Here is a 24,236-nt window from a genome sequence, read left to right as displayed (position 1 = left end):
TCCTTGGGTCGAGCTTTCCTTGAGGCAGCTACTTTAGCAGCGGGCCAGGCAACTGCCTGTGGTTCGTGTCGAGTACGACGACTGGCGCACAAGGATGTTCACCATGAAATTCGAGAAAAACACCGAGCTCGACCAGGCCAACCTGCGCATTATTGTCGGTTCCTGCGCCGTGGCCTATATCGGCGTGCTGGGTTTCCTGCCCGGGCAGCGGGTCGATACCTACCTGCCGATCGTGATCTATATCGTCCTGTTCCTGCTGCTGTCGATCGTCCTGCGCCAGGCCATCGTGCACTGGCCCGGGCATTATCCGGCGCGAAGGATCCTGAGCATGGTCCACGATTACACCGGCACCTCGTTCGGCCTGGTGGTCGGCGGGGAGGCGGCGTTGCCGCTGTACGCGGTGATGGTCTGGGTCAACCTGGGCAATGGCATGCGCTATGGCTCGCGCTACCTGGCGATTGCCACGGCCCTGGCGCTAATGGCGCTGTTGGTGGTCTATCGCCTGACGCCGCTGTGGCAGGCGCAACCCTTCATGGTGCTGATGCTGCTGATCACCAGCACGGTGATCCCGGCCTACGCCCATATCTTGCTGGAGCGCACGCGCAAGGCTTCGGAGGAGGCGATTGCCGCCAACCTGGAAAAGTCGCGTTTTCTCGCCCAGGCCAGCCACGACCTGCGCCAGCCGATCCACTCCATCGGCCTGTTCACCGCCTGCCTGCGCGAGGCGCGCCTGGGCGACGAAGAGCGGCGCCTGGTGGACAACATCGACCGCTCGCTGCTCAACGTCTCGCAATTGTTCCGCTCGATTCTCGACCTCTACACCCTCGACAACGGGCGGGTGCAACCCAGTTTCCAGACCCTGCATCTGGGCGAATTCCTCGCCGACCAGCTGCGGCAGAACGCCGAAGCCGCGCGCTGGGCCGGGGTCGAGCTGCGCCTGCGCCCCTGTTCGCACTGGGTCCGGACGGACCCGGCGCTGCTCGCCACCATGGTCCAGAACGTGCTGTCCAACTGCTTCAAGTACGCGGCGCGGCGACCGGTGCTGATTGGCGTGCGCCAGCGCGGCGCGGGGCTGGCCATCGTCATCTATGACCAGGGCCGGGGGATTGCCGAGGAACACCTGCCGAACCTGTTCGAGGAGTTCTATCGGGTGCGCGAGCTACGGGACAAGGACGTCGAAGGCGTGGGCCTGGGCCTGTCCATCGTCAAGCGCCTGGGGCAGTTGATGGGGCTCGAGGTGGCGATCCGTTCGCGGCTGGGCCACGGCACCGCGGTGAGCCTGTACGGGTTGCCCCTGGCGCCACCGCAACTGCAAGCCGCCAACCTCGACGAGGCGCGGCAGGCGGGGCTGCTGACCGGCTTGAAGGTGTGCCTGGTGGAGGATGACCGCAACGTGCTGCTGGCCACCTCGGCCTTGCTCGAGCGCTGGGGCTGCGTGGTCCAGGCCGAGCTTTGCGGCCGGGACCTGGTCAGCGACTGCGACGTCATTGTCGCCGACTATGACCTGGGCAACCACGCCACGGGCATCGAGTGCATCGACAGCCTGCGCCGGCAGCGCGGCTGGGCGGTGCCGGCGCTGATCCTCACCGGGCATGAGGTGGAGAAGATCCAGGCCGCGTTGCACGACCGCAATATCGCCATCCTGTCCAAGCCGGTGCGCCCGGCCGAACTGCGCGGCAGCTTGCGGGCGCTGCGCCAGCATTCTGCGCCGGCGGTCATGCCCGAGATGTGATGACGCGGTTCGGCGAGCCCTGGCCGCTTGCTTCGCGCCGCACAACCGTGGCGCTGGGGGAGGGGGGGGCGATTAGCGCAAATGTGCCAGGGCGGTGATTCGCGAACCACTGTGAAAGGCACCGCGAATCAGGGCTCGGCCCCGTGCCGGGATTTGCGTGTCTCAGGTGCATTGCCGAACATGAAGATTTCTACTCGAGACGGGTCGCTGTACCCGACCTCAAGTGCCACCTGCTCAGTGATGCGCAGGTATTCAAGGTATTGAGAGGGCGTTGGAACGTATCGGTAAGTGGCCATTTTCGCTGTCAGGGACGCATATTCCTGCGGCCTTGTCCGAGTGAGGTACTTATGTATTCTCGAGTCGTATATCTGTGCCCTATGGCCTTCGCTGGTCGTGATACCGCCAAAGTGCAGCAACTTGGTGGTGATGCCGTTCTTGACGTTGGGCAGTGAGTTGACTTGCTCGTATAGCTCGTTGTTCAAGGTGGCGCCTGGGCCAATCCGCTCGAGGATGAACGGGAGAGCGTTCAGTGCGTGTTGCAGCGTTCTGCCGCCCGGCAGCCCGCCACGCGGGAAGCCCCAGGCGATAGCGCTCAGGGCCCCTAGATGGGGATCCTGCTGGAATGCACTGAACACATCCGCTCTGCTCAGGGTGATTGCCTTGGCACCATCGAATACCGGATGGAAGGCCGCGCCATAACGTTGGAAGCTCGACCACTTCATGCCGATGGACTGTCGCAGGGGGTCGATAGTCCGGGTGCCGCGGAGCAAGTCGACCAGGCTGACAGGAGTGGCAGCCGTCGTGGCTATTTTCTTGTTCACAAGAGTCATTCCAGTGGTAGTGAAATCGTTGAAGCGCTTTTTACCGCGATCCTTCCTGCACGCCCATGGTGAGCATGGCGCAAAGCGCCCGATGACGGCCTTGGATCATCCGTCCCCGTGTTTTTTACCTCACTTTTCACACACCTCCCGCACGCAGTCGCGCAACCAGCGATGCGCCGGGTCGTTGTTCATGCGTGGATGCCAGAGCATGGACACGGTGATTTCCGGCGTGGCCAGCGGCAGGGCGAAGCTGTGCAGGTCGCTGCGCAGGTTGTGGGTGTGGCGCTCGGGGACGGCGGCGATCAGGTCCGAAGCGCGGACCAGGGCCAGGGCGGCGGAGAAACCGCCAACGACGGTGGCGATATCGCGCGTCAGGCCCGCCGCCTGCAATGCATCGTCCACCAGCCCGCGATCAAGGCCCTGGCGCGATACCAGCACATGCTCGCCGGCGGCGTAACGGGCGGCGCTGATCGGCCCGTGGCTCAGCGGATGGCCGTTGCGTACCACGCCGATAAAACGATCGCGGAACAGCGCGCGGGTATGGATTTCCGGGCTGGCGTTGGCGTCCACCACGCCGGTGTCGAGGTCGACCGTGCCGTCGCGCAGGGGCGTGCTGTCCTTGCTGGTTTTCTGCATGAAATGCAGGCGCACCCCAGGGGCTTCGGCGCGCAGGCGGGCGACCAGGGCCGGGCCGAAGTTCTCGACGAAACCGTCGCTGCTGCGCAGGGTGAAGGTGCGCACCAGGCGTTGCAGGTCGAGCCGTTCGACGGGGCGCAACATGGCTTCGGCGTCCTGCACCAGGTGGCCGACCCGCTCGCGCAATTCCAGGGCGCGCGGGGTCGGCACCAGGCCGCGGCCGGCGCGCACCAGCAACGGATCGCCAGTGGTTTCGCGCAGGCGCGCCAGGGCCCGGCTCATCGCCGACGGGCTTAGCCGCAGGCGCTGGGCGGCGCGCGCCACACTGCCTTCGCCGAGCAGCACGTCGAGGGTGATCAGCAGATTGAGATCGGGTATGGACATGGCGGCGGTCCCGTCTGGCACAAAAGTGAGATGGCGTAAAACGCACGAATAACCTGCAAAGGCTGCGTCTTCCGCCATGTTAGACCGCGGGCTAGATTGGCGACAGCGCCATTTCGCGCGGGTCAGAGAAGGAGTGCAACGTGAAGCCAGTCAATGCCGGAGCAGAACCGGAAGCGGTATCAGTCGGCTGGGCATTAGCCAGCCTGTCGCTGTCGATGTTGCTGGCATCGCTGGGCACCAGCATCGCCAATGTGGGCTTGCCGACCCTGGTGCAGGCGTTCGGGGCGAGCTTCCAGCAGGTGCAGTGGGTGGTCCTTGCCTACCTGCTGGCGATGACCGCGCTGATCGTCAGTGTCGGCCGGCTCGGCGATTTGCTGGGACGGCGGCGCCTGCTGCTGATCGGGATCCTGCTGTTCACCCTGGCCTCGATGCTCTGCGCCGCTGCCCCGACGCTGGGGATGCTGATCGGCGCCCGGGCACTGCAGGGCGTCGGCGCGGCGATCATGATGGCGCTGACCCTGGCCCTGGTTGGCGAGACGGTCAGCAAGGCCCGCACCGGCAGCACCATGGGCCTGCTGGGCACGATGTCGGCGCTCGGCACCGCCCTCGGCCCGTCCCTGGGCGGGGGATTGATCGCCGGGTTCGGCTGGCAGGCGTTGTTCCTGGCCTGCGTGCCGTTGGGCGGGCTGACCTGGGTGCTGGCTTATCGGTATTTGCCGGCTGCTGGTCAGGTGCGCGCCCTTGAACGAGGCGCGTTCGATCCGCTGGGCACCTTGCTGCTGGCCCTCACGCTGCTGGCCTACGGGCTGGCCATGACCCTGGGCCGCGGCCATTTCGGCCTGCGCAACGCCGGGCTGCTGTTGGCGGCGCTGATGGCGGCCGGCCTGTTTGTCTGGGTGGAGGCGCGGGTGGCCGCGCCGCTGATACGCCTGGCGCTGTTTCGCGATGCGGCCTTGAGCGGCAGCCTGGCCATGAGTGCGCTGGTCTCGACGGTGATGATGGCGACGCTGGTGATCGGGCCTTTCTACCTGGCCCACGGGCTGGGGCTGGAAACCTTTGCGGTGGGCCTGGCGATGTCGCTCGGCCCCTGTGTCACCGCGCTGAGCGGCGTGCCGGCCGGGCGCATCGCCGATCGTTTGGGCGTGCGGCCGATGATCCTCGCCGGCCTCGGCGCCATGGTCCTCGGTTGCCTGATGCTGGCGTTGCTGCCCGCGAGCCTGGGCATTGGCGGCTACCTGGCGCCCATCGTTGTCATCACCCTGGGCTATGCGACGTTTCAGACCGCCAACAACACCGCGGTGATGAGCGAGGTGGCCGCTGCGCAGCGCGGGGTGATCTCCGGCCTGCTCAACCTGTCGCGCAACCTCGGGCTGATCACCGGCGCCTCGCTGATGGGCGCGCTGTTCGCCGCGGTAACTGGCGATCTCACCACGGCAAGCGCCGAGGCCGTCGGTAGCGGCATGGGCTTCACTTTTGCCCTGGCCGCGGGGCTGGTACTCATGGCGATTCTGGTGGCGCTGCTCAGCCAGCAGCGTCGATGGCGGGCGCTGGATTCAGTGGCTTAGTACAAAGCCATTCCAGCTCGCAGCAGCCAAACAGCCTCTGTAGGAGCGAGGCTTGCCCGCAATGACGTAACCCCATTCGACGCAGGAGGTCGGGCCCTGTCGCGAGCCATTGACCGACCGCTACAGATAGGCCGTTCAAGCCTGAGCGCCTTCCCCCACCAGCAACGCGCTGTAAGCCCGCAACCGCTGCACGAACTCATTCACCGAACCCTGGGGCACATAGGCCTGCTTGAGGAAGAACGCGGCGTACTCGGCCATCCCCGGTTCGGCCGCCGACAGCAGCTGCGCATGCTCCTCCAGGGTGGTCGGCCAGCCGCGTTCCTGTTCGCCGCGCAGCAGGTTGGCCGAGCGCAGCGCCTTGCGCGCCGCGGCCCGTTGCAGGCGTTGCTGCTGCAACGGTTCGCGGCTTTGTTCCAGCTGCTGAGCGTAGCCTTCCAGCACCTGGGGGAAGTCGCCATTCAGTGCCAGGGCGATGGTCCGGCTCGGGCGGAAAGGCTCGAAGCGCAGCCCCAGGTCATTGCCCCAGATGCAGCGGCACTGATGCTTGAGCCAGAAACCCCAGCGGTAGCGATTGTCGGGCGCCAGCACCTCGCTGAGCACGCCGATGTCGAAATCGATCTTCGATACCTCCGGGTGCCGCGCCTCCAGCGCCTGCCGAGTCTGCTCCAGCCGCTGGCGCTCCTCGGGGCTCGGTGCCCAGGCCAGGACCAGGGTCACATCCAGGTCGGAGGTGCCCGGCCGCGCGTCGCCACGGGCCACGCTGCCGTACAGGTACAGGCCATCGAGCAGCGCCGGAAAGCGCCGCGAGAGCATCGCGCGCAACTCATCCACCAGAGGGCTGAACGCCGGTTGCAACGGCTGGTCGGGCAGGGACTGGATAAAACCTTCGGCGTCGACGCCTGGGTACTGCGACATGGTGATCTCGATGGGGCAATGGCGATGAAAACCGCCCGGGCCAGGCGGGCGGTTGGCAGACAGTCTGGCTGACTTCACGAATCGCGCAAGCTGGCGCGGTTCAACGCCACGCCGTCACGGGTCGAGGCTTGCCAGATCGTTACCGAGGGGCGTTGGCGACTCGCCGCTGATCGCACACAGCAGCGCCGTGATGGCTTCCCCCTCGACCATGCCGCGCTCTTGCAGCAGGTCCGCCACCGCGCCGACCGCCGGCCAGTAGCGATGCACCAGGCAGCTGGCGCGGGCCATGGCTCGGGATTCGGCGTCGAGCAGCTTGCGCGGCGGCAGCAGGCTGATCAGCTCATGGCCACGGCTCAGGTCGCCGCGGCCGCTGCCTTTTATCAGCCTGTCGGATCGGCCATGGCGATAGATCGCTTCGGCCACCGGGCCGGCAAAGCAATGCAGCAGGTCGCGCTCGATGGACTCGACCATCGACGGCAGGTATTCGGCGATCCCCGGGGCGTCGAAGGCCGGGCGCGGGACCAGGTAATCGGCTTCCACCAACCCCTCTACATAGCGCGGGTTGCCGCGCAGATCGAGCATCGGACCCGCGTCGGCCTCGGCCCTGGTGCGCACGGTAATGCGGGCGATCGGTTGACCGTTCCACCAAAAGGCCAGGGCGTGGCCGGCTTCGTGGATGGCCGTGCAACGCGGACGCTGGTTCATGGTCTTCTCCCGTGCTCTGTACGCGTCGGGCGGACGAAAAAGGCGGGGCATCAGTCGCAAAAGCCGTCAGAGCCCCCGCGGGCGCTGTCCCTATCATTGGCTTCGGCCTTGGGCCCCGGGTAAAAGCTTGTCCCTATCAACAACCAATAGTCCGGCTATTAGCGATCCGCCACAGAGGGGCTAGCCTTAATTCAGCGCTGGCGCGAGCCGGCCGGATGAGACCTGATCGAGAGATAACGAAAAACGAGTCAGAAACGTACCGGGCTTACCGTGGGCCACCGTCCTGGCAACTCGCTTGCCGCTCTGCAGCATGCCCTGTGGCCACACCCATCAGTTGAGCGAACTGTGAGCCCCGCAACCTATGTCATTGCTTTCGCCTGTCGCTATTTCGCGCCCATCCGGGCCGGATAGCTGGATGAATACGACCAAAGGTAGCTCCTCATGGCAAACGAATCGAAATGCCCGTTCAACCATGCCGCCGGCGGTGGCACGACCAACCGCGACTGGTGGCCGAACCAACTGAACCTGAAGATCCTGCACCAGCACTCGTCCCTGTCCGACCCCATGGGCGAGGACTTCAACTATGCCGAAGCCTTCAAAAGCCTGGATTTCCAGGCCCTGAAACAAGACCTGCATGCGCTGATGACCGACTCCCAGGACTGGTGGCCCGCCGACTTCGGCCACTATGGGCCGCTGTTTATCCGCATGGCCTGGCACAGCGCCGGGACCTACCGCGTCGGTGACGGCCGTGGCGGCGCCGGTTCCGGCCAGCAGCGCTTCGCGCCGCTCAACAGCTGGCCGGACAACGTCAGCCTCGACAAGGCGCGCCGGCTGCTGTGGCCGATCAAGCAGAAGTACGGCCGCAACATCTCCTGGGCCGACCTGATCGTGCTCACCGGCAACGTCGCCCTGGAATCCATGGGCTTCAAGACCTTCGGTTTTTCCGGCGGTCGCCCGGATGCCTGGGAGCCGGACGAAGACGTCTACTGGGGCTCGGAAAACAAATGGCTGGGCGGCGACACCCGCTACGGCAAACCGGATAAAGCCGCCATGCAAGAACCCGGCGAGGGCCAGCTGGTGGCCGAGCCTGGCAATGAAGAAAGCCGCACCGACCAGGGACGCAACCTGGAAAACCCCCTGGCCGCGGTGCAGATGGGCCTGATCTATGTGAACCCCGAAGGCCCCGAGGGCAACCCGGACCCGGTGGCCGCCGGGGTGGATATCCGTGAAACCTTCGGCCGCATGGCGATGAACGACGAAGAAACCGTGGCCCTGATCGCCGGCGGCCACGCCTTCGGCAAGACCCACGGCGCCGGCCCCGCCGACAATGTCGGCGCCGAACCCGAAGCCGCCGGCCTGGAACTGCAGGGCCTGGGCTGGAAGAGCACCTTCGGCACCGGCAAGGGCTCCGACACCATCACCAGCGGCCTGGAAGTGACCTGGACCACCACGCCCACCCGCTGGAGCAACAACTACCTGGAAAACCTGTTCGGCTTCGAGTGGGAACTGACCAAGAGCCCGGCGGGCGCGCACCAGTGGACGCCCAAAGGTGGCGCCGGCGCCGGCATCATCCCCGATGCCCACGACCCCTCCAAGCGGCGCAACCCGACCATGCTGACCACCGACCTGGCGCTGCGCTTCGACCCGATCTACGAGCCGATCTCGCGACGCTTCCTGGAGAACCCGGACCAGCTGGCCGACGCCTTCGCCCGCGCCTGGTTCAAGCTGATCCACCGCGACATGGGCCCGCTCTCGCGCTACCTGGGCCCGGAACTGCCCCACGAAGAACTGCTGTGGCAAGACCCGATCCCCGCGGTGGATCATGCCCTGGTCAACGACAGCGATATCGCCGCACTCAAGGCCAGATTGCTGGCCTCGGGCCTGTCGGTGTCGCAACTGGTGTCCACCGCCTGGGCGGCGGCGTTCAGCTTCCGTGGCTCCGACAAACGCGGCGGCGCCAACGGCGGGCGCCTGCGTCTGGCCCCGCAAAAGGACTGGCCAGTCAACCAGCCCGAGCAATTGGCCAAGGTGCTGGCGACCCTCGAAGGGGTCCAGAAGGACTTCAACAGTGCGCAATCCGGTGGCAAGAAAATCTCCCTGGCCGACCTGATCGTGCTCGGCGGCAGCGCCGGCATCGAACAGGCCGCGAAAAACGCCGGCCTCGACATCAGCGTGCCGTTCTCCCCAGGGCGCATGGACGCCAGCCAGGAGCAGACGGACGTCGAGTCGTTCGGCTACCTCGAACCCATCGCCGATGGCTTTCGCAACTACCTCAAGACCCGCTACGCGGTACCGGCCGAAGCGCTGCTGATCGACAAGGCGCAACTGCTGACCCTCACCGCCCCCCAAATGACGGTGCTGATCGGCGGCCTGCGCGTGCTCGACATCAACGTCGGCCACACCCCCCATGGCGTCTTCACCACACGGCCGGGCGCGCTGACCAACGACTTCTTCGTCAACCTGCTGGACATGGGCGTGGAATGGAAACCTGTCTCCGACGCCCAACAAGAGTTCGAAGCCCGCGACCGCAAGACCGGCCAGGTCAAATGGACCGGCACCCGCGTCGACCTGGTCTTCGGCTCCAACGCCCAGTTGCGGGCCCTGGCCGAGTTCTATGCCAGCGCGGATGGGCAGGAGCAGTTCGTGAAGGACTTTGTCGCGGCCTGGGTCAAGGTGATGAATCTGGATCGGTTTGATCTGCGGTGAGGGGGAAGCGCCTTGAGGTCTGGAAACAGGGCTCTCGACCTGATGGTTCAGGTCGGGGGCACCCGGCCGGAGGTAGGCGCGTCATAAACCATTCGGTGTTTTTGAAAGTTGCTGACGCCTCCCAGTGTGGAGGCGTTTTTTTGTCCGAGGGGAAGGTGCAGTGACTGTTCGCGGGGTGGAGATTGCCTGGGCTCATTGGCACAGGACGGGGGATATCCACCTCTTGAAAGGTGTCGATAACCTGTCCTTTCTCTGACTACTCAAGTGCATTTGATCTGATCAGGATCAGGTTTTCCTTACGGCAATTTTGGATAATTCTTACCCCTATACCTTCGTCTCTTTGGGTATGGTGGCAAGCCTGATTTGGACGCCTGATGTGGCGGCCACAGGCCCATCAGATCAGGCATCGAGAACATGCAAGTGGTATGAGTGCGGAGTTGATCCTCGTGCATTTTTACAAATAGGCTGCTGCCCTGATGTGCTGCCTGGGCAGATGAGCAGCGCTGGATTGCTCAGTCATTTCCGGGGCGGACCCAGGTATCAGTTCAGGTAGTGCAAGGTGCGGTTGACGCTTGGTTTTGGACGCCAAGTTCTTACACCGGGCGCCTCAATACGTTGACCAAGGATGAGTCATATGCGTCAAAGGGATTTGAGATTCACCTTCTCCGTGCTGTCCGGCCGGATGGAGTTCGAGGTCGTAGAGTTCACCCTGGAAGAAGCCATTTGCGAGCCTTATCGGCTGACGCTCGAACTGGCCAGCGACAACCCCGCCCTCGATTTTGCCCAGGTCCTCGATCAGCCGGCGTTGCTGACAATCTGGCAAGGCACCACGGCTGTCCGTCATGTGCATGGCATGGTCTCCCGCTTCACCCAGGGCAAAACCGGGTTCCGCCGCACACGTTACCGTGTCGTGGTCGAGCCACAGCTGGCCCGACTGGCCCTGAGTTCCGACTGGCGTATCTTCCAGCAGAAAAACGTGCCCGAAATACTCAAGTCGGTATTGGCCGAGCACGGCATTCTGGATTATCAGCAGAGCACTCATACCGAGCACCTGCCTCGCGAATATTGCGTCCAGGCCGGGGACACCGACCTTTATTGGTTCGACAGGCTTTCCACCGAAGAAGGCCTGTTCTACTACTTCAAATCCGACGCGACCTCCCACACGCTGATCCAGAGCGACAAACTCTATGTTCAGGAACGCATCCAGGGTGATCCGGTGCTGTACAGCGCACAGCCGGCTGCGGATGCCACGCGACCGGTGCTGTATGCGTTCAGCTACACGGAAAACGTCCGCACGGCCGAACAGACCCAGCGTGACTACACCTTCAAGCGTCCGGCTTTCGATCAGCAACAGCGTCTCGTCGGCGAAGAGTTGCAGCACCAGGCCCGGCACTATGAACGCTACGATTACCCCGGGCGCTACAAGGCCAGCGCGGCCGGCAAACCCTTCACTGAAAACCGCTTGCGTGGCCACCGTCGGGACGCCCAGGGCGCCCTGGTCGAAGGTGACGATCCGCGTTTGATCCCGGGTCTTTCCTTCCAGTTGACGGGCCACCCCCGGCAAGACTTCAACCGCTGGTGGCGTTCGGTTCGCATTACCCACCGAGGCGTGCAGCACGCCAGCCAGCAGGAAGAGTCCGCCGACGCCGAAATGGGCGTGAGCTACGACTTCACCGCCGAGATCATTCCCGAAGAAATGGAATGGCGCCCGGCGCCCCTGCCCAAGCCCCGTATCGACGGGCCGCAGATCGCCAGCGTGGTGGGTCCGGAAGGCGAGGAGATCCACACCGACGAGTTTGGCCGGGTCAAGGTCCAGTTCCCATGGGACCGGGAAGGCCGGAGCAACGAATTCAGTTCCTGCTGGGTCCGGGTGTCGCAGAACTGGGCCGGCGCCGACTGGGGCCATATGGCGATCCCGCGTATCGGCCAGGAAGTCATAGTCGATTATCTCGATGGCGACTGCGACCAGCCGATCATCACCGGTCGCACCTACCGTGCGAGCAACATGCCGCCGTACCCACTGCCGAATCACAAGATCCTCAGCACCATCAAGAGCAAGGAATACAAAGGCAGCCGTGCCAACGAACTGCGCATCGATGACACCACCAAGCAAATCAGCGCGGCCCTGATGAGCGATCACGGCAGCACCGCGCTGCACCTGGGGTACCTGACCCACCCGCGCCCAGACGGTGGTGCGCCACGGGGTGAGGGTTTCGAGCTGCGTACCGACGAGCATGGTGCGTTGCGCGCGGCCAAGGGGCTGTTGCTCAGCACCGAAGAACAATTTAATGCCGGCGGTGGCCACCTGGATCGTGGCACCGTCGTTCAAGTGCTGGAGGCTGCGCTGCAACTGGCCAAGGGCCTGGGAGACTACGCCGCCGATCACCAGGGCATCGACCACGACACCGATCCTCAGAAAGCCCTCAGTGAAGCGGTTCGCGATCTGGGGCATGGCGCCAACGATGAGTCGGGCAAAACCAACGGTGGCACACCGGCCATCGCCCTGAGCGGCCAGGCGGGTATCGCTGCCGCCTCTCCCAACAGCGTCACGCTGGCGGCCGGGGAGCATATCGACAGCGTGGCCCAGCAGAACCAGCAACTGACGTCAGGCCAGAAGTTCGTGGTCAACGCCGGCACCGACCTCGGGCTGTTCGCTCAGGGCGGGGAGATGCGTCATATCGCTCACCAGGGGCCAATGTTGCTGCAGGCCCAGAAGAACACCATCCGCCTGGAGGCGGACCAGAGCGTGGAGGTCAGTGCGAGCAATCAGCACGTGCTGATTGCCGCGAAGGAGCACATCACCCTGATGTGTGGTGGTGCCTACCTCACCCTCAAGGGCGGCAACATCGAGCTGGGGATGCCGGGCAACTTCATTGTCAAGGCGGCCAAGCACAGTCACGTCGGACCGGCACACGCCTCGACCACCTTCAACACCTGGGACTCCACGCCATTTGATGACGCTTTTGTCCTGCGTGACGAAAACACCTTGGAGCCCCTGGCCAATACGGCGGTGGAACTGCTGCGTGGCGATGGGGCGCCCCTCAAACTCACCACCGATGCCCAGGGGCGCTTGCCGAGGCAACAGGACCTGGCAATGGATCGGGTTCAAATACGTGTTTTGGCCAAGGGAGCCAGTATCAAGGGTGACAGGGAGTCCACCACATGAGCAGCGAAGCGAATACCCAGGAAGTGATAGTGCCGCGTGCGCGCGACAACCTGGGCCGTCCCGTCTACACCAGTCAGCTCACCCGCACTGAGGATCAGCGCGACAAGGTGTTACTGGTGAAGCAGCAGGTCACCATTCCAGTGATTTTCATTCCCGGCATCATGGGGACCAACCTGCGCAACAAGAAGACCTTGAACAGTGTCTGGAGTCCGCCCAATGCGTCGTTCAGCCTTGGCGATATCGCGGGTGCCCTGGGAGCATTGTTTGTCTGGGGTTTCCGGGGTCCGAAAAGACGACAGGAGTTGCTCAAGGCCGATGATGTCGAGGTCGATGATCGTGGAACGGTCGATCCCGGCGTCTCGGGGCTGAGCGAGGAGGCCGCACGGATGCGCGGCTGGGGCAAGGTCATGCGCACCTCCTATAACCCGATCATGGCGCTGCTGGAAAACCGGCTGGACCATATCGTCAAACAACGCGAGCTTCAGGGATGGTGGAAAGCTGAAAGCCTGCGCTCGCCTGCCGACTATGGCGAAGAGCTGGGCAGTGCCGCTCCCCTTAGCAGCGACGAGCTGAGCGCGGCGGGCAAGTATCAGTTCGATGTCTGGTGCGCAGGCTACAACTGGCTGCAATCCAACCGTCAATCCGGCCAGGACGTGCGCGACTATATCGAGAACACGGTATTGCCTTTCTATCGCGAGAAGGGCGGGGTCGACCCTGAGCAACTGGCGCGGACCAAGGTCATTGTGGTCACTCACTCGATGGGGGGCCTGGTGGCCCGATCGCTGACTCAACTGCATGGCTACAAGCGGGTGCTGGGCGTGGTCCATGGCGTGCTGCCTGCCCTTGGCTCATCGGCCATCTATCACCATGTGCGCTGTGGCTACGAAGGGGTGGCCCAGGTCGTCCTCGGCGCCAACGCCGGCGAAGTCACGGCGGTAGTGGCCAACTCGCCCGGCGCGTTGGAACTGACACCCTCCGCGGAATACCGGGGAGGGCGCCCTTGGCTGTTCCTGTGCGACGCACAGGGGCAGATCCTGAAGGACATTGATGGAACGCCCCGTGCTTATCCTCAGCAGGGCGATCCTTATGAGGAGATCTATAAGAGTTCAGCCTGGTATGGGTTGGTGCCGGAGCAGAATACTAAGTACCTCAATATGTCGGATGGCCTCAGTAATGCTGACGTGATGGGACCACGAGTAGTTTTCAAAAGGCTGATTGACTCTGTAGCCAAATTTCATCGTGAACTTGCGGCGGCTGGGTATTACCCCGAAACCTACGCTCATTATGGCGCCGACGACTCCCCTGACAGGCACAGTTGGCGGGACATGATCTGGCAAGGCGATTCAACTTCCCTGGAGTCATCCGGTTCTACCGTCAAGGATGATGAGAATGGCAGTTACAACGGCTGGTTTCGCCGAGGTCTGCCTTCGGTTGTTGAGGGCCCTTTACGGTCCGCAATGTCCCAGGAGTCATTCGGCAGCGGCGGGGACGGGACCGTTCCGACCGACTCCGGACTGGCCCCCGGCAAAGCCGGCATCAAGGCCAGCTTCCGCCAGGGCGGCAAGGGCGTCGGGCAGTACAACACCGACAAAGGCTACGAACATCAAAAAAGTTACAACGACAAACGTGCCCAATGGGCCACTCTCTATGGCGTTATCAAGATTGCCCAGCATGCTGACTGGGCAGGAGGTTCATGATGCGCCGGCGTCAGTTCTTCGCTGTTCTTGGCATGGTCGCCTTGACCAGTATCACCAGTTGCACATCATTCTCCTCTTCTCGGAACTCTTCCATGGACAAGACCGGATGGATCACCCATTGCTTCGGCAGATTCCTGATTGATTTGCCGCCTCAGGCGGAAATCAGAGCGGGGTATTACTTGCGTGGGCAGGTTATTGAGCCACTAAAGGATGATCTCGCTGCATTCACGTCCAGGATCGATCAGCACGAGCAGGAGCTTAAACGGCAGCAGCATGATACGAAGGGAAGCATGTTTGTGCGCCGGTATGATCTGGGCAAAGGCTCAACCGGGATACTGTCTTGGGCTTCCGATGCCAGCATCGAGTCGTATTACCTGTACGCCTATGCTGTTTCAGAACCTGTGTGGCAGCCTTATTACTGGAGGATTGAGATGGAGCCAGATCGCGAGCCTCGTGGCATTGAGGTCGCGAAGAACCTGATACGCGATCTTCGCTCTCGCGAACCCAGTGAAATTCCCACCGAGCCGGGGTTTTGCATTGATCGTGGCTATATCGCAGGCAATCACTTCCAGAGCGAACGTTTCGATATTGGCGTGACTTTCCCGGATCATCCCGGTGCTCATTTCGAATTCACTTCCAGCACTGGCGCCGAAGAGAATCGCCTGCTGGATCGGGTGGGTGGTTTCCTGGCTGGTGCCGCCAGGGCTGTTACGGGTATCGAGACCCTGCGTAAAAGGGAGCGGGGCGGTCCGGTTCCCGCTGACGAATACCTGTTGGCTGGCACCGACAAGGGGCAGCGCATCTATACGTTCGCCTGGGAAGCTCAAGGCAAAGACGGCTCTATCACCGAGCCAAATATCTCAGCTGCCCTTGGCGTACTCGAGCGTAGCCCTGACAGCAGCGGCAAACTACCTGCGCCCCCATTCAAGTCAGACAAAGAAGCGCTGGAATTGTGGGACACCATCATTGGCTCTATCCGCTTGCGCCCGGTGTCTTCTGCGCCGCGTGGCAGTAACGCAGGCAGCCCCGCTCCAACTGCCCCAACGGGGAATACGAAGGCCGTGGATGACGATTACGCCATCGAGAGATTCCTGGCCGACCTGAAGCCGAACAACAACTGGATGGATGAGTTGTAGGAGCTTTGTCGGCATCAGTACGCGTTGGGGCAGAGGGTACTTCTCTCTCTGGATCATCACTCTTCACAGCCGACACTTTTCCTTCGGCGGGCATAAAGCCTGCCGAGGCAGAAGTGTCGGGTGGTACAGCGGAAAAGGACTAGACGTGAACATCATTCGAGATGATAAGGACCGCAGGGATAACGGCCGGTTTCACCGAGATTTGCCATCGATTGTCGAAGTCCTCCAGCAGTTAGAAGATTCATGATGCGTGCCCATCAGTTCCTCACTGTTCTTGGCATCGTTGCCCTGACCGGGATAACCAGTTGCACATTATTTTCTTCTTCTCGGGACCCAGTCATGGACAAGAGCGGATGGATCACCCATTGCTTTGGCAGATACCTGATCGATTTGCCGCCCCAAGCGGAAGTCAGAGCGGGTTACTACCTGTGGGGTGACAATATTGAGGCTCTCGACGAAACGCCTGCGGCCTTGGCCACCAAAATCAATCAGAGTGAGCAGGAATTAAAAAGCCAACAACATGACTCGAAGGGCAGTATGTTTCTTCGCCGGTTGGATTTTGGTGCAGGTGCATCTGGATTGTTATCTTGGTCTTCGGAAGTCGCTTCTAAGGTATATCTTCTAGATACCTACGTTGTTTCTCACCCAACATGGCGTGCTTATAGATGGAAAGGAAATGTGTCGGCAGATAGAGAGCCTCGCGCCATAGAGCTTTCTACCCTTCTAGCCCGTAGTCTTCGCTCCCGTGAGCCTAATGAAGTTCCTTCCGAGCCCGGATTTTGCATTGATCGTGCCTATATCGCAGGCAACAGTTTCCAGAGCGAACGTTTCGATATCGGCGTGACTTTCCCGGATCATCCCGGCGCCCACTTCGAATTCACCTCCAGCACCGGAGCAGAAGAGAACCGTCTGCTGGATCGGGTGAGTGGTTTCCTCGCAGGTGCCGCCAGGATGGTGCTGGGGATCGAGACCCTGCGCAAAAGGGCGCGTGGTGGACCGGTTCCGGCCGACGAATACCTGTTGGTCAGTACTGACAAGGGGCAGCGCATCTATACCTTCGCCTGGGAAGCCCAGGGCAAGGATGGCTCGATCACCGAACCCAATATCTCCGCCGCGCTCGGCGTGCTTCAACGTAGCCCCGACAGCAACGGCAGGCTGCCAGCGCCGCCATTCAAATCAGACAAAGAAGCGCTGGCGTTCTGGGACACCATCATCAGCTCCGTCCGCCTGCGCCCGGTGTCTTCGCGTGACGGTAATACAGCAGGTTCCTGAATATTTGTCCTTCGGAGGGCGCAAGGCCCAGGAGGGAGGAGTGTTTGTGAGTACAACGGAAAAGGAGCAGACATGGACATCATCCGACTCGGCGATTCCACCAGTCACGGTGGAACCGTGATCGAAGCGTTCAACCAGACCGACCTGAACGGCAAACCCATGGCCGGGGTCGGGCACAAGGTCACCTGCCCTCTATGCAAAGGTGTGTTTCCTATTGCCGAGGGCAGTGCCTTGCTGGATGTCGGCGGTGTTCCCGTGGCGCTCCATGGAATGAAAACCGCCTGTGGCGCCAGCCTGATCGCCAGTGGGCCCAAAGGCGACGCCGGGAGTTAGTCAGGTAGAGGGTGATGTTTGCTTGGGGCTGGAGGGTGAACAGGGCGATGAGTTGGTCTTGATTTGAAACTCTTTGACGTGAACCAAGAAAAACGCCGCTTATCGCAGGTGATGAGTGGCGTTTTATTGGCTGGAAGGATGCTTTCGGCCAGAAGTGGGCATTCGTTCGTGTCGGCCAACGACGAAATGAAAGCGAGTCAGCACGCTTTGTGCGACATCCATCTATCTCCTCTACGACTGAGTCTGCGATTGGCTAGATAATGATTCGGTCATTTGTGCGTGACACACCGCCAGGATTTCATCGGCCAGCGCCGAGTCGTCAGGACAGGCGCGCGACAAGATGATCGCCCCGACCGCGCGCGCCAGCAGGTCGATCATTTTCACCCTCGCTTCACCCGGCGCCGCATCCGGCCCGGTCGGGTATTTTTCGCCGAGCGTTTGCAATATGCGCTCGATGCCTTCGGCGAATGCCGACTTCAAATCGTCCGACTGACGCGCCGCGTCACCGCACAACGCCGCCATGGTGCAACCCGTGGAGCGCCCATCGCGATGATCCCTGGACACATACACATCGATGAAATCCTTCACGCTCAATTCTTCGGCGCTGGCAAGTGACTGCGCAAGGCTGTTAGCCGAGGCTTCGGCCATCAGGTCCGCCTTCGAACCGAAGTGTTTGTAGAAACCGCCATGGGTGAAACCGGCGGCGGCCATCAAGTCGGCCACGCCGACACCGTCAAAACCGCGCTCGCGAAACATGACTGAGGCCGTTTCGACGATGTGCTCCCGGTTTAGCTGGGCCTGAGCCTTGGACACTCGCATGGGAAATACCTCGCTACCGCTGGAAATTCATCGGCTGATGATACATAGATGTTGACCATAATCAAAATCGTTGACAGTTTAGATTTCGATCATCATCCTAATCGCAAGCGACCTGACCATTTCCCAACGGGCACGGAACAAACATCCATGAGCGACCTGAATCTGTTTACCCCTTACACGCTTGGCGCGCTGACGCTGGCGAACCGCGTGGTTCTCGCGCCACTGACGCGCAATCGCGCAGGCAAAGGCTTTGTGCCGAGTGAGTTCGCGGCTGCCTATTACAGCCAGAGGGCCAGCGCGGGCTTGCTGATTTCCGAAGCCTCGCAGATCTCGCAGCAGGGGCAGGGCTATCAGGACACCCCGGGCATTTACACGCAGCCGCAGATAGAGGGATGGCGCAAGGTGACCGATGCCGTGCACGCCAAGGGCGGGAGAATTTTCCTGCAGTTGTGGCATGTGGGCCGCGTATCCCACGTGGATCTGCAACAGCACGGCGCGGCGCCGGTAGCCCCTTCCGCGCTTCGTCCTGCGACCAAGGTGTTCGTCAACAATCGTTTCGAGGACGTTTCCGAGCCACGAGCGCTGGAGACTGACGAACTGCCGGGCATCGTCGACGATTTCCGCCAAGCGGCGGCAAACGCCATTGCGGCAGGCTTCGACGGCGTGGAAATCCATGGTGCAAACGGCTATTTGCTGGACCAGTTCATCAAGGACGGCTCCAACCTGCGTACGGATGCGTACGGCGGCTCGATCGCCAACCGTGCGCGCCTGCTGCTGGAAGTGACGGCCGCCGTGGTCGCCGAAATTGGCGCTGATCGCACGGGCATCCGCCTTTCGCCTGTCTCGCCGGCCAATGGCATATCGAGCAGTGATCCACAGGCTCAGTTCGATTACATCGTCGAGCAACTCAATGCTCTGGACATCGTTTATCTACACGTCGTCGAAGGCGCGACCGGTGGGCCACGCGATGTGGCGCCCTTTGATTTCGATGCCTTGCGCCGGCGCTTCAAGAACACTTACATCGCCAACAACGGCTATGACTTGGACCTGGCCACGGCACGCCTTACACATGACAAGGCTGACCTGATCGCCTTTGGCCGTCCATTTATCGGCAACCCTGATCTGGTGGAGCGGCTCAAGACCGGTGCGCCACTGTCCGCCTTCGACCCCACCACGCTCTACGGTGGCGGTGCGGCGGGATACATCGACTACCCGACGCTTGCCGAATCAAGCGCTGCCGCGAACTAGGCACTGGCCGATCGAGCCTGGTTTTACTCGTGCATCAATCCCAATTTATGTCCCCGAAAAAGAGCTGACATCATGACGACTCGCCCCACCGTTCTCATCACTGGCGCTTCCACCGGCATCGGCGCGGTTTACGCCGAGCGTTTCGCCCAACGCGGGCATGCTCTGGTGTTGGTCGCCCGCGACCACTCGCGCCTGGAGACGCTCGCCGCAACGTTGCGTGGCGAACACAACGTCGCCATTGAAGTGCTTCCGGCCGACCTGACTCAACTCAGCGACCTGCACATCGTCGAAGCACGCCTGCGGGATGACGAGCGCATCGGCATCCTCGTCAACAATGCCGGCGCCGCACAGTCCGGCCACTTCATCGAGCAAAGCACCGACAGCGTTGCACAACTGGTGGCCCTCAACACCACCGCGCTGGTGCGGCTCGCCAGCGCCATCGCGCCACGCCTGGCCAAGGCAGGTGAAGGCGCGATCATCAACATCGGTTCGGTGGTGGGGCTGGCGCCGGAGTTCGGCATGTCGGTCTACGGGGCGACCAAGGCGTTTGTGCTATTCCTTTCCCAAGGCCTGAGCCTGGAGCTGTCGCCGCAGGGTGTTTATGTGCAAGCCGTACTGCCCGCCGCCACCCGCACGGAGATTTGGGGTCGCGCCGGTATCGACATCAACACCTTGAGCGAAATCATGGAAGTGGGTGATCTGGTCGATGCCGCACTGGTTGGTTTCGACCGTCGCGAACCGGTGACCATTCCTCCGTTGCAAGAAGGCGAGCGCTGGGATGCCTTGCAAGCCGCGCGCCAGGGGCTTTTGTCGCAGATCAGGCAATCCGCCGTGGCGCAACGCTATTTGACTCAGGCCTGAACCCTGTCGAGCAGGTCGGCCTCGCCCCGCAATCGGAGGGAATAAACATGACCCCCATGGCTACCCGCAATCACCCGGGTTCGCAGCTGTCATTTATCAATGCGGTGAACCAGTCGGTTCTGATTGGCGGGATACCTTTCGCCTATCGTGACCTGGGACCCAAGACGGAGGTCCCGCTGGTCATGTTTAACCATTGGGGGGCCGTGCTGGATAACTTTGACCCCCGCATCGTCGACGGTCTGGCAAAAAACCGGCGTGTCATCGCGACCGATTACCGCGGTATCGGTGGCTCGGGTGGCTCCGCGCCATTGACCGTCGGTGAAATGGCTGACGATGCAATCGGCCTGATTCGTGCGCTGGGTTTTGACAAGGTTGACGTGCTCGGTTTTTCACTCGGCGGCTTCGTCGCTCAAGACATCGCCCTGAAAGCTCCCGAACGAGTGCGCAGATTGATCCTCACCGGAAGCGGACCGGCCGGTGGCACAGGCATCGACAGCCTCGGTTCGGTGACCTGGCCCTTGATGATCAAAGGTTTGCTGACGCTGCGAGACCCCAAGGTCTATCTGTTCTTTACCACCACGGCCAATGGCCAACGCGCCGCGTCCGAGTATGTGCAACGTTTGAAAGAGCGCCAGGAAGATCGGGACAAAGGCCCGACACCCCGCGCGTTTCTACGGCAGTTCAAAGCCATTACCGCGTGGGGCAGGCAGGCCGCGCAAGATCTCGGTCGCCTGCGGATGCCGACCCTGATCGCCAACGGGGACAACGACATCATGGTGCCCACCGTGAACTCGATCGAGCTGGCGCAGCGAATCCCCAACGCGCAACTGATCATTTATCAGGACGCCGGGCACGGCAGCATTTTCCAGTACCACACCGATTTCGTGGCCAAGGCCGTGGCGTTCCTCGACGCCTGACGGCCTGTGCCTCTAGTCGCATCAAGGTTGCCGTGGCCGCGCCCATTCTCACTTCACCGACAAGAGTATCTGCAACATGAAGGCATTTTTTATCGACCGCTACGGCAAGCAGAACGGAATGCTTGGCGAAGTGCCCGACCCGGCGGTCGGTGTGCATGACGTTCTGATCCAGGTGCATGCAACGAGCGTGAACCCGTTGGACTCAAAGATCAGAACGGGGGAGTTCAAGCTGATCCTGCCCTATACCTTTCCATTGGTGTTGGGCAACGACCTGGCCGGAGTTGTCGTTCGCACGGGGTCGGCGGTGAAACGATTCAAGCCAGGAGACGAAGTCTATGCCCGTCCTCCCGAGGCACGGATCGGCACCTTTGCCGAACTGATCGCCGTGAACGAAAGCGCGCTCGCGCTGAAACCCTCGAATCTCGATATGGCCGAAGCGGCTTCCATCCCCTTGGCCGCCTTGACGGCCTGGCAGGCGCTGGTTGAGATCGCCCAGGTGAAAAAAGGCCAGAAGGTGTTGATTCATGCCGGATCCGGCGGTGTCGGCACGCTTGCCATCCAGCTCGCCAAACACCTCGGCGCCTTCGTTGCGACCACCACCAGCACGGCGAATGTCGAATGGGTGAAAGCACTCGGGGCGGATGTGGTCATCGATTACAAACAGCAGGATTTTGCAAACGAGTTACGTGATTTCGACGTGGTGTTGAACAGCCTCGGCGCCGATGTACTGGAGAACTCACTCAAGGTTCTCAAGGCTGGCGGACAGCTCATTTCCCTTTCGGGGCCGCCGACCGCGCAATTTGCCCAAGAGCAAGGCTTGTCCTGGGTGCTGGGGCAAGTCATGCGCCTGCTGAGCAGCGGTATTCGCAGAAAAGCCCGCAAGCACGGGGTGAACTATACCTTTTTGTTTATGCGCGCCGACGGGATGCAACTGCAGAAAATCACCTCGCTTATCGAGGCTGGCGTCATCAAGCCGGTCATCGATCGTTCCTTCCCTTTTGAATCGATTGCAGAGGCGTTGCGTTACGTCGAGCAGGGCAGGTCAAAAGGCAAAGTCACCGTCACAATCAAATAGCGCACTGCAAAACATGTCGGTAGATAACCTAGATGCCACCCAGTATCAGGCTCCCGTACCTGAACCAGAGCCGCCGCCCAACATGCCCAAGGAGCCGTTGCCACCGAAAGTCGCGCCTGCAGAAAAACCGACGATCATCTGGCGCAGTTTGCTGCTTGAGCAGTAACGAGAAATGCTTCATTGCAATTGAAACAATGCGACCCACATGTTCACGCCGGGACGCCTGCCTGAAGCGCCCAATGCCGAAGAGAGCAGCGAATACCTTTCGCCGTCGTCGAGGAAGACGGACGACCAGTAGCGAGGGAGAGCGGTTGTAAAAATGCCATGCGATGTTTCTGCAAGGCTGAAACGCCTCCTTGTATGGAGGCGTTCTTTTGCTCGCCTGAAAGGCGAGGCGCAATGAGCGTTGGCTGATAGGGTACAGCGGTGTTTGCAGGGGAGTAGTGGGGGGGAGTTGGATGGTTAGGACCTAGACATAAACAGCGACGCTTTAGCGGTTGCCCTGCTCCGGCCACAAACCTAGTCTCTCCCTGTCGCTGCAAAATCAGCGATCGGGCCTGAGAACCCGGTAAGATGCAGGCGCACAAGCGCCCGCCCACGATTGCTGGCGCATTTTTGCGCCCGCCAATTTGTGTTATGGCGGCTGTGCGTGGGAGACCTTCGGGTCTGCCGGGTTCCTGTATCTCCGGTTTCTCAGCCTGCGCACAGCTGCCACCCATTCGCCTGAGAACGAAGGTGGCAGCTCTCATTTCTGATATGGGAGTTTCAACTATGTACGCCCGTAATCTGTCTGTATTTTGCTGCCTTTCGTTTCGCCTTCATCCGCTCAATAACACCCGCTTCCTGGTTGTCGCAGGAGGTGCCCTATGAGCACGCCAACCTCCATCAAAACCCTGGGCTTCGTCACCTTCGGCCAATGCGCTGACCCCGAACAAACCCTGTTCCGCGTCAACGCCGACGTCCCCTTGCAACAAGCCTTGGAGCACGCTTCGACCCTGCTGTACTACGCCAAGAAACTCGCATTGGACGCGGCCATGGAAGAGCAGGGCGAGCGCTACGCCTGGGCTTCGCACTTTTTGGCGGAGATGGGGAAGGCGGTGATTGATGATGTTTGTTTGGGGGTGGAGAGTGGGGAAGGGCGGTGAGTTGGTTTTGATTTGAGGCTCTTTGCGTGAACCAATAAAAACGCCGCTTATCGTGGGTGATGAGTGGCGTTTTATTGTATGGAAGGCTGCTTTCGGCCAAAGGCGGGCGTCAAAGAAAAGTGGTGACTGCATGCGCATAGCAATGGACGAAAAAGTGGCACTCTGCTAGCGTCGGTCCCCCCCCGGCACGGACGTTTTAGAATTCGGGGGAGTGAATACATCGGCACCTCGGCTACTGGGGGCCACTGCTCCAACATGGCAGGCGAGCATTGTGATTCCGGACATCGACCTACAAGAAATTACCCCGAGGGAACGGACGTCTTCCGCATCCGCGACGCATGTAATAAGTGGTATTCCGGTACCTAAACCCCTTCGTGTTCGAAGCTTCAGCCCAGAAGAGTGGGAGGAATTCGTGGAGGAATGGGGGAGTAGCCTGAAGACTGAATACCCAAAAGTCCGACGCTTCGGCGGCTCTGGAGACTTGGGTGTGGACATCGCAGGCTTCTGCTCTCCTGAAGGATTTAAAGGCACTTGGGATAATTATCAGTGCAAGCGATATGGTCACCCGCTCCGACCTAGTGATATCTGGGTCGAGATTGGGAAGATAATTTATTATTCGTTCAAGGGACATTATATCCCTCCACGAAAGCATTATTTTGCCGGTTCTCAAGACATCGGAACCACCTTAGAGCAACTTCTAAATAATCCTGAGGAACTGCAATTTAAGGCGGAGGAGAATTGGGACCAAAATTGTAAGAGTGGGATCACATCGACGATGGAGATTCCGCTATCGGGTGAGCTTCTCGATTATTTTCAGTCTGAATCGCCCCGGGTTTCGTAGACACCTCCATGCCTTAAAATGAGGCCAATCAGGAGGTGCCATGAGCAACCCGCGTTATCCCGAAGAATTCAAAATCCAAGCGGTCAATCAAGTGACCGAAAAGAAGCTTCCCGTCGCTGACGTAGCGGCCCGTCTTGGTGTGTCGACGCATAGCCTCTATGCGTGGATAAAGCGCTACAGCAAACCTCAAGAAGAACGGCAGCAAGACGATGACCAGCACGCTGAACTGCGTCGACTGCGAGCGGAACTCAAGCGGGTCACT

At 61.3% G+C, this 24,236-nt stretch carries 20 protein-coding genes and 1 pseudogene; 16 read left to right on the top strand and 5 right to left on the bottom strand.

Annotation, left to right across the window (positions count from 1 at the left end; genetic code table 11):
* The first annotated feature begins 103 nt into the window (after positions 1-103).
* Positions 104-1,732: a hybrid sensor histidine kinase/response regulator gene (locus CRO75_RS17950; RefSeq protein WP_097137194.1), complete on the top strand. Its 1,629-nt coding sequence runs from the start codon at positions 104-106 to the stop codon at positions 1,730-1,732.
* Between the two features lie 128 nt (positions 1,733-1,860).
* On the opposite strand, the gene CRO75_RS17945 is transcribed toward CRO75_RS17950, so the two are convergent.
* Positions 1,861-2,562, bottom strand: coding sequence for a hypothetical protein (locus tag CRO75_RS17945; RefSeq protein ID WP_097137192.1), 702 nt, complete (start codon positions 2,560-2,562; stop codon positions 1,861-1,863).
* 120 nt (positions 2,563-2,682) lie between these two features.
* Positions 2,683-3,573: a LysR family transcriptional regulator gene (locus CRO75_RS17940; protein WP_097137191.1), complete on the bottom strand. Its 891-nt coding sequence runs from the start codon at positions 3,571-3,573 to the stop codon at positions 2,683-2,685.
* A 140-nt stretch (positions 3,574-3,713) separates the two neighbouring features.
* Between CRO75_RS17940 and CRO75_RS17935 the strand changes: the two genes are divergently transcribed.
* Complete coding sequence (locus CRO75_RS17935; RefSeq protein ID WP_097137189.1) at positions 3,714-5,138, top strand: MFS transporter; 1,425 nt, start codon at positions 3,714-3,716, stop codon at positions 5,136-5,138.
* 135 nt (positions 5,139-5,273) lie between these two features.
* On the opposite strand, the gene CRO75_RS17930 is transcribed toward CRO75_RS17935, so the two are convergent.
* Positions 5,274-6,053 (bottom strand): nucleotidyltransferase domain-containing protein, encoded by a 780-nt coding sequence (locus CRO75_RS17930; RefSeq protein ID WP_097137187.1) that lies wholly within the window; start codon positions 6,051-6,053, stop codon positions 5,274-5,276.
* A 114-nt stretch (positions 6,054-6,167) separates the two neighbouring features.
* Positions 6,168-6,758 carry a hypothetical protein gene (locus CRO75_RS17925; RefSeq protein ID WP_062825212.1) on the bottom strand — a complete coding sequence of 197 codons (591 nt, stop codon included), beginning with the start codon at positions 6,756-6,758 and terminating at the stop codon, positions 6,168-6,170.
* Positions 6,759-7,199: 441 nt separating this feature from the next.
* Here CRO75_RS17925 and katG point away from each other — a divergent pair, with 441 nt between their 5' ends.
* The 6 genes from katG to CRO75_RS17895 all read left to right on the top strand — a co-directional run bounded on the left by katG (position 7,200) and on the right by CRO75_RS17895 (position 17,068).
* The gene (gene katG / locus CRO75_RS17920) at positions 7,200-9,464 is read left to right on the top strand and encodes a catalase/peroxidase HPI (protein WP_097137185.1); all 2,265 of its coding nucleotides are present in this window, start codon (positions 7,200-7,202) and stop codon (positions 9,462-9,464) included.
* 634 nt (positions 9,465-10,098) lie between these two features.
* Positions 10,099-12,630, top strand: coding sequence for a type VI secretion system tip protein VgrG (tssI, locus tag CRO75_RS17915; protein ID WP_097137183.1), 2,532 nt, complete (start codon positions 10,099-10,101; stop codon positions 12,628-12,630).
* Complete coding sequence (locus CRO75_RS17910) at positions 12,627-14,327, top strand: hypothetical protein (RefSeq protein ID WP_097137181.1); 1,701 nt, start codon at positions 12,627-12,629, stop codon at positions 14,325-14,327. Before tssI ends, CRO75_RS17910 begins: the two co-directional genes overlap by 4 nt.
* Entirely contained in the window at positions 14,324-15,463 is a 1,140-nt protein-coding gene (locus CRO75_RS17905) for a T6SS immunity protein Tli4 family protein (RefSeq protein WP_177409760.1), read from the top strand. Before CRO75_RS17910 ends, CRO75_RS17905 begins: the two co-directional genes overlap by 4 nt.
* A gap of 243 nt (positions 15,464-15,706) precedes the next feature.
* Positions 15,707-16,735: a T6SS immunity protein Tli4 family protein gene (locus tag CRO75_RS32860; RefSeq protein ID WP_239990603.1), complete on the top strand. Its 1,029-nt coding sequence runs from the start codon at positions 15,707-15,709 to the stop codon at positions 16,733-16,735.
* 72 nt (positions 16,736-16,807) lie between these two features.
* Positions 16,808-17,068 carry a PAAR domain-containing protein gene (locus CRO75_RS17895; protein WP_053261975.1) on the top strand — a complete coding sequence of 87 codons (261 nt, stop codon included), beginning with the start codon at positions 16,808-16,810 and terminating at the stop codon, positions 17,066-17,068.
* Positions 17,069-17,299: 231 nt separating this feature from the next.
* On the opposite strand, the gene CRO75_RS17890 is transcribed toward CRO75_RS17895, so the two are convergent.
* Positions 17,300-17,887 carry a TetR family transcriptional regulator gene (locus tag CRO75_RS17890; protein WP_097137179.1) on the bottom strand — a complete coding sequence of 196 codons (588 nt, stop codon included), beginning with the start codon at positions 17,885-17,887 and terminating at the stop codon, positions 17,300-17,302.
* 147 nt (positions 17,888-18,034) lie between these two features.
* On the opposite strand from CRO75_RS17890, the gene CRO75_RS17885 reads away from it, so the two are divergent.
* The 8 genes and pseudogenes from CRO75_RS17885 to CRO75_RS17850 form a co-directional block, all read left to right on the top strand.
* Complete coding sequence (locus tag CRO75_RS17885) at positions 18,035-19,135, top strand: alkene reductase (protein ID WP_092421687.1); 1,101 nt, start codon at positions 18,035-18,037, stop codon at positions 19,133-19,135.
* Positions 19,136-19,207: 72 nt separating this feature from the next.
* Complete coding sequence (locus CRO75_RS17880) at positions 19,208-19,996, top strand: SDR family oxidoreductase (protein ID WP_097137177.1); 789 nt, start codon at positions 19,208-19,210, stop codon at positions 19,994-19,996.
* 47 nt (positions 19,997-20,043) lie between these two features.
* On the top strand, positions 20,044-20,913 hold the full coding sequence (locus tag CRO75_RS17875; RefSeq protein WP_097137175.1) for an alpha/beta hydrolase: 870 nt from the start codon (positions 20,044-20,046) through the stop codon (positions 20,911-20,913).
* 76 nt (positions 20,914-20,989) lie between these two features.
* Complete coding sequence (locus tag CRO75_RS17870) at positions 20,990-21,988, top strand: NADP-dependent oxidoreductase (protein ID WP_097137174.1); 999 nt, start codon at positions 20,990-20,992, stop codon at positions 21,986-21,988.
* Between the two features lie 199 nt (positions 21,989-22,187).
* Positions 22,188-22,286, top strand: a pseudogene (locus CRO75_RS33220) (BON domain-containing protein); the annotation flags it as partial.
* 568 nt (positions 22,287-22,854) lie between these two features.
* Positions 22,855-23,133 (top strand): DUF3077 domain-containing protein, encoded by a 279-nt coding sequence (locus CRO75_RS17860; RefSeq protein ID WP_097137172.1) that lies wholly within the window; start codon positions 22,855-22,857, stop codon positions 23,131-23,133.
* Positions 23,134-23,404: 271 nt separating this feature from the next.
* Complete coding sequence (locus CRO75_RS32855) at positions 23,405-23,974, top strand: hypothetical protein (protein ID WP_146224964.1); 570 nt, start codon at positions 23,405-23,407, stop codon at positions 23,972-23,974.
* Positions 23,975-24,014: 40 nt separating this feature from the next.
* The coding region (locus CRO75_RS17850) for a transposase (RefSeq protein ID WP_143503945.1) at positions 24,015-24,236 on the top strand (222 nt) is incomplete at its 3' end.

It is taken from the genome of Pseudomonas sp. LAMO17WK12:I10 (assembly GCF_900215185.1).
GTDB lineage: Bacteria > Pseudomonadota > Gammaproteobacteria > Pseudomonadales > Pseudomonadaceae > Aquipseudomonas > Aquipseudomonas chlororaphis.
This window is presented reverse-complemented; position numbering and strand designations above follow the sequence as displayed.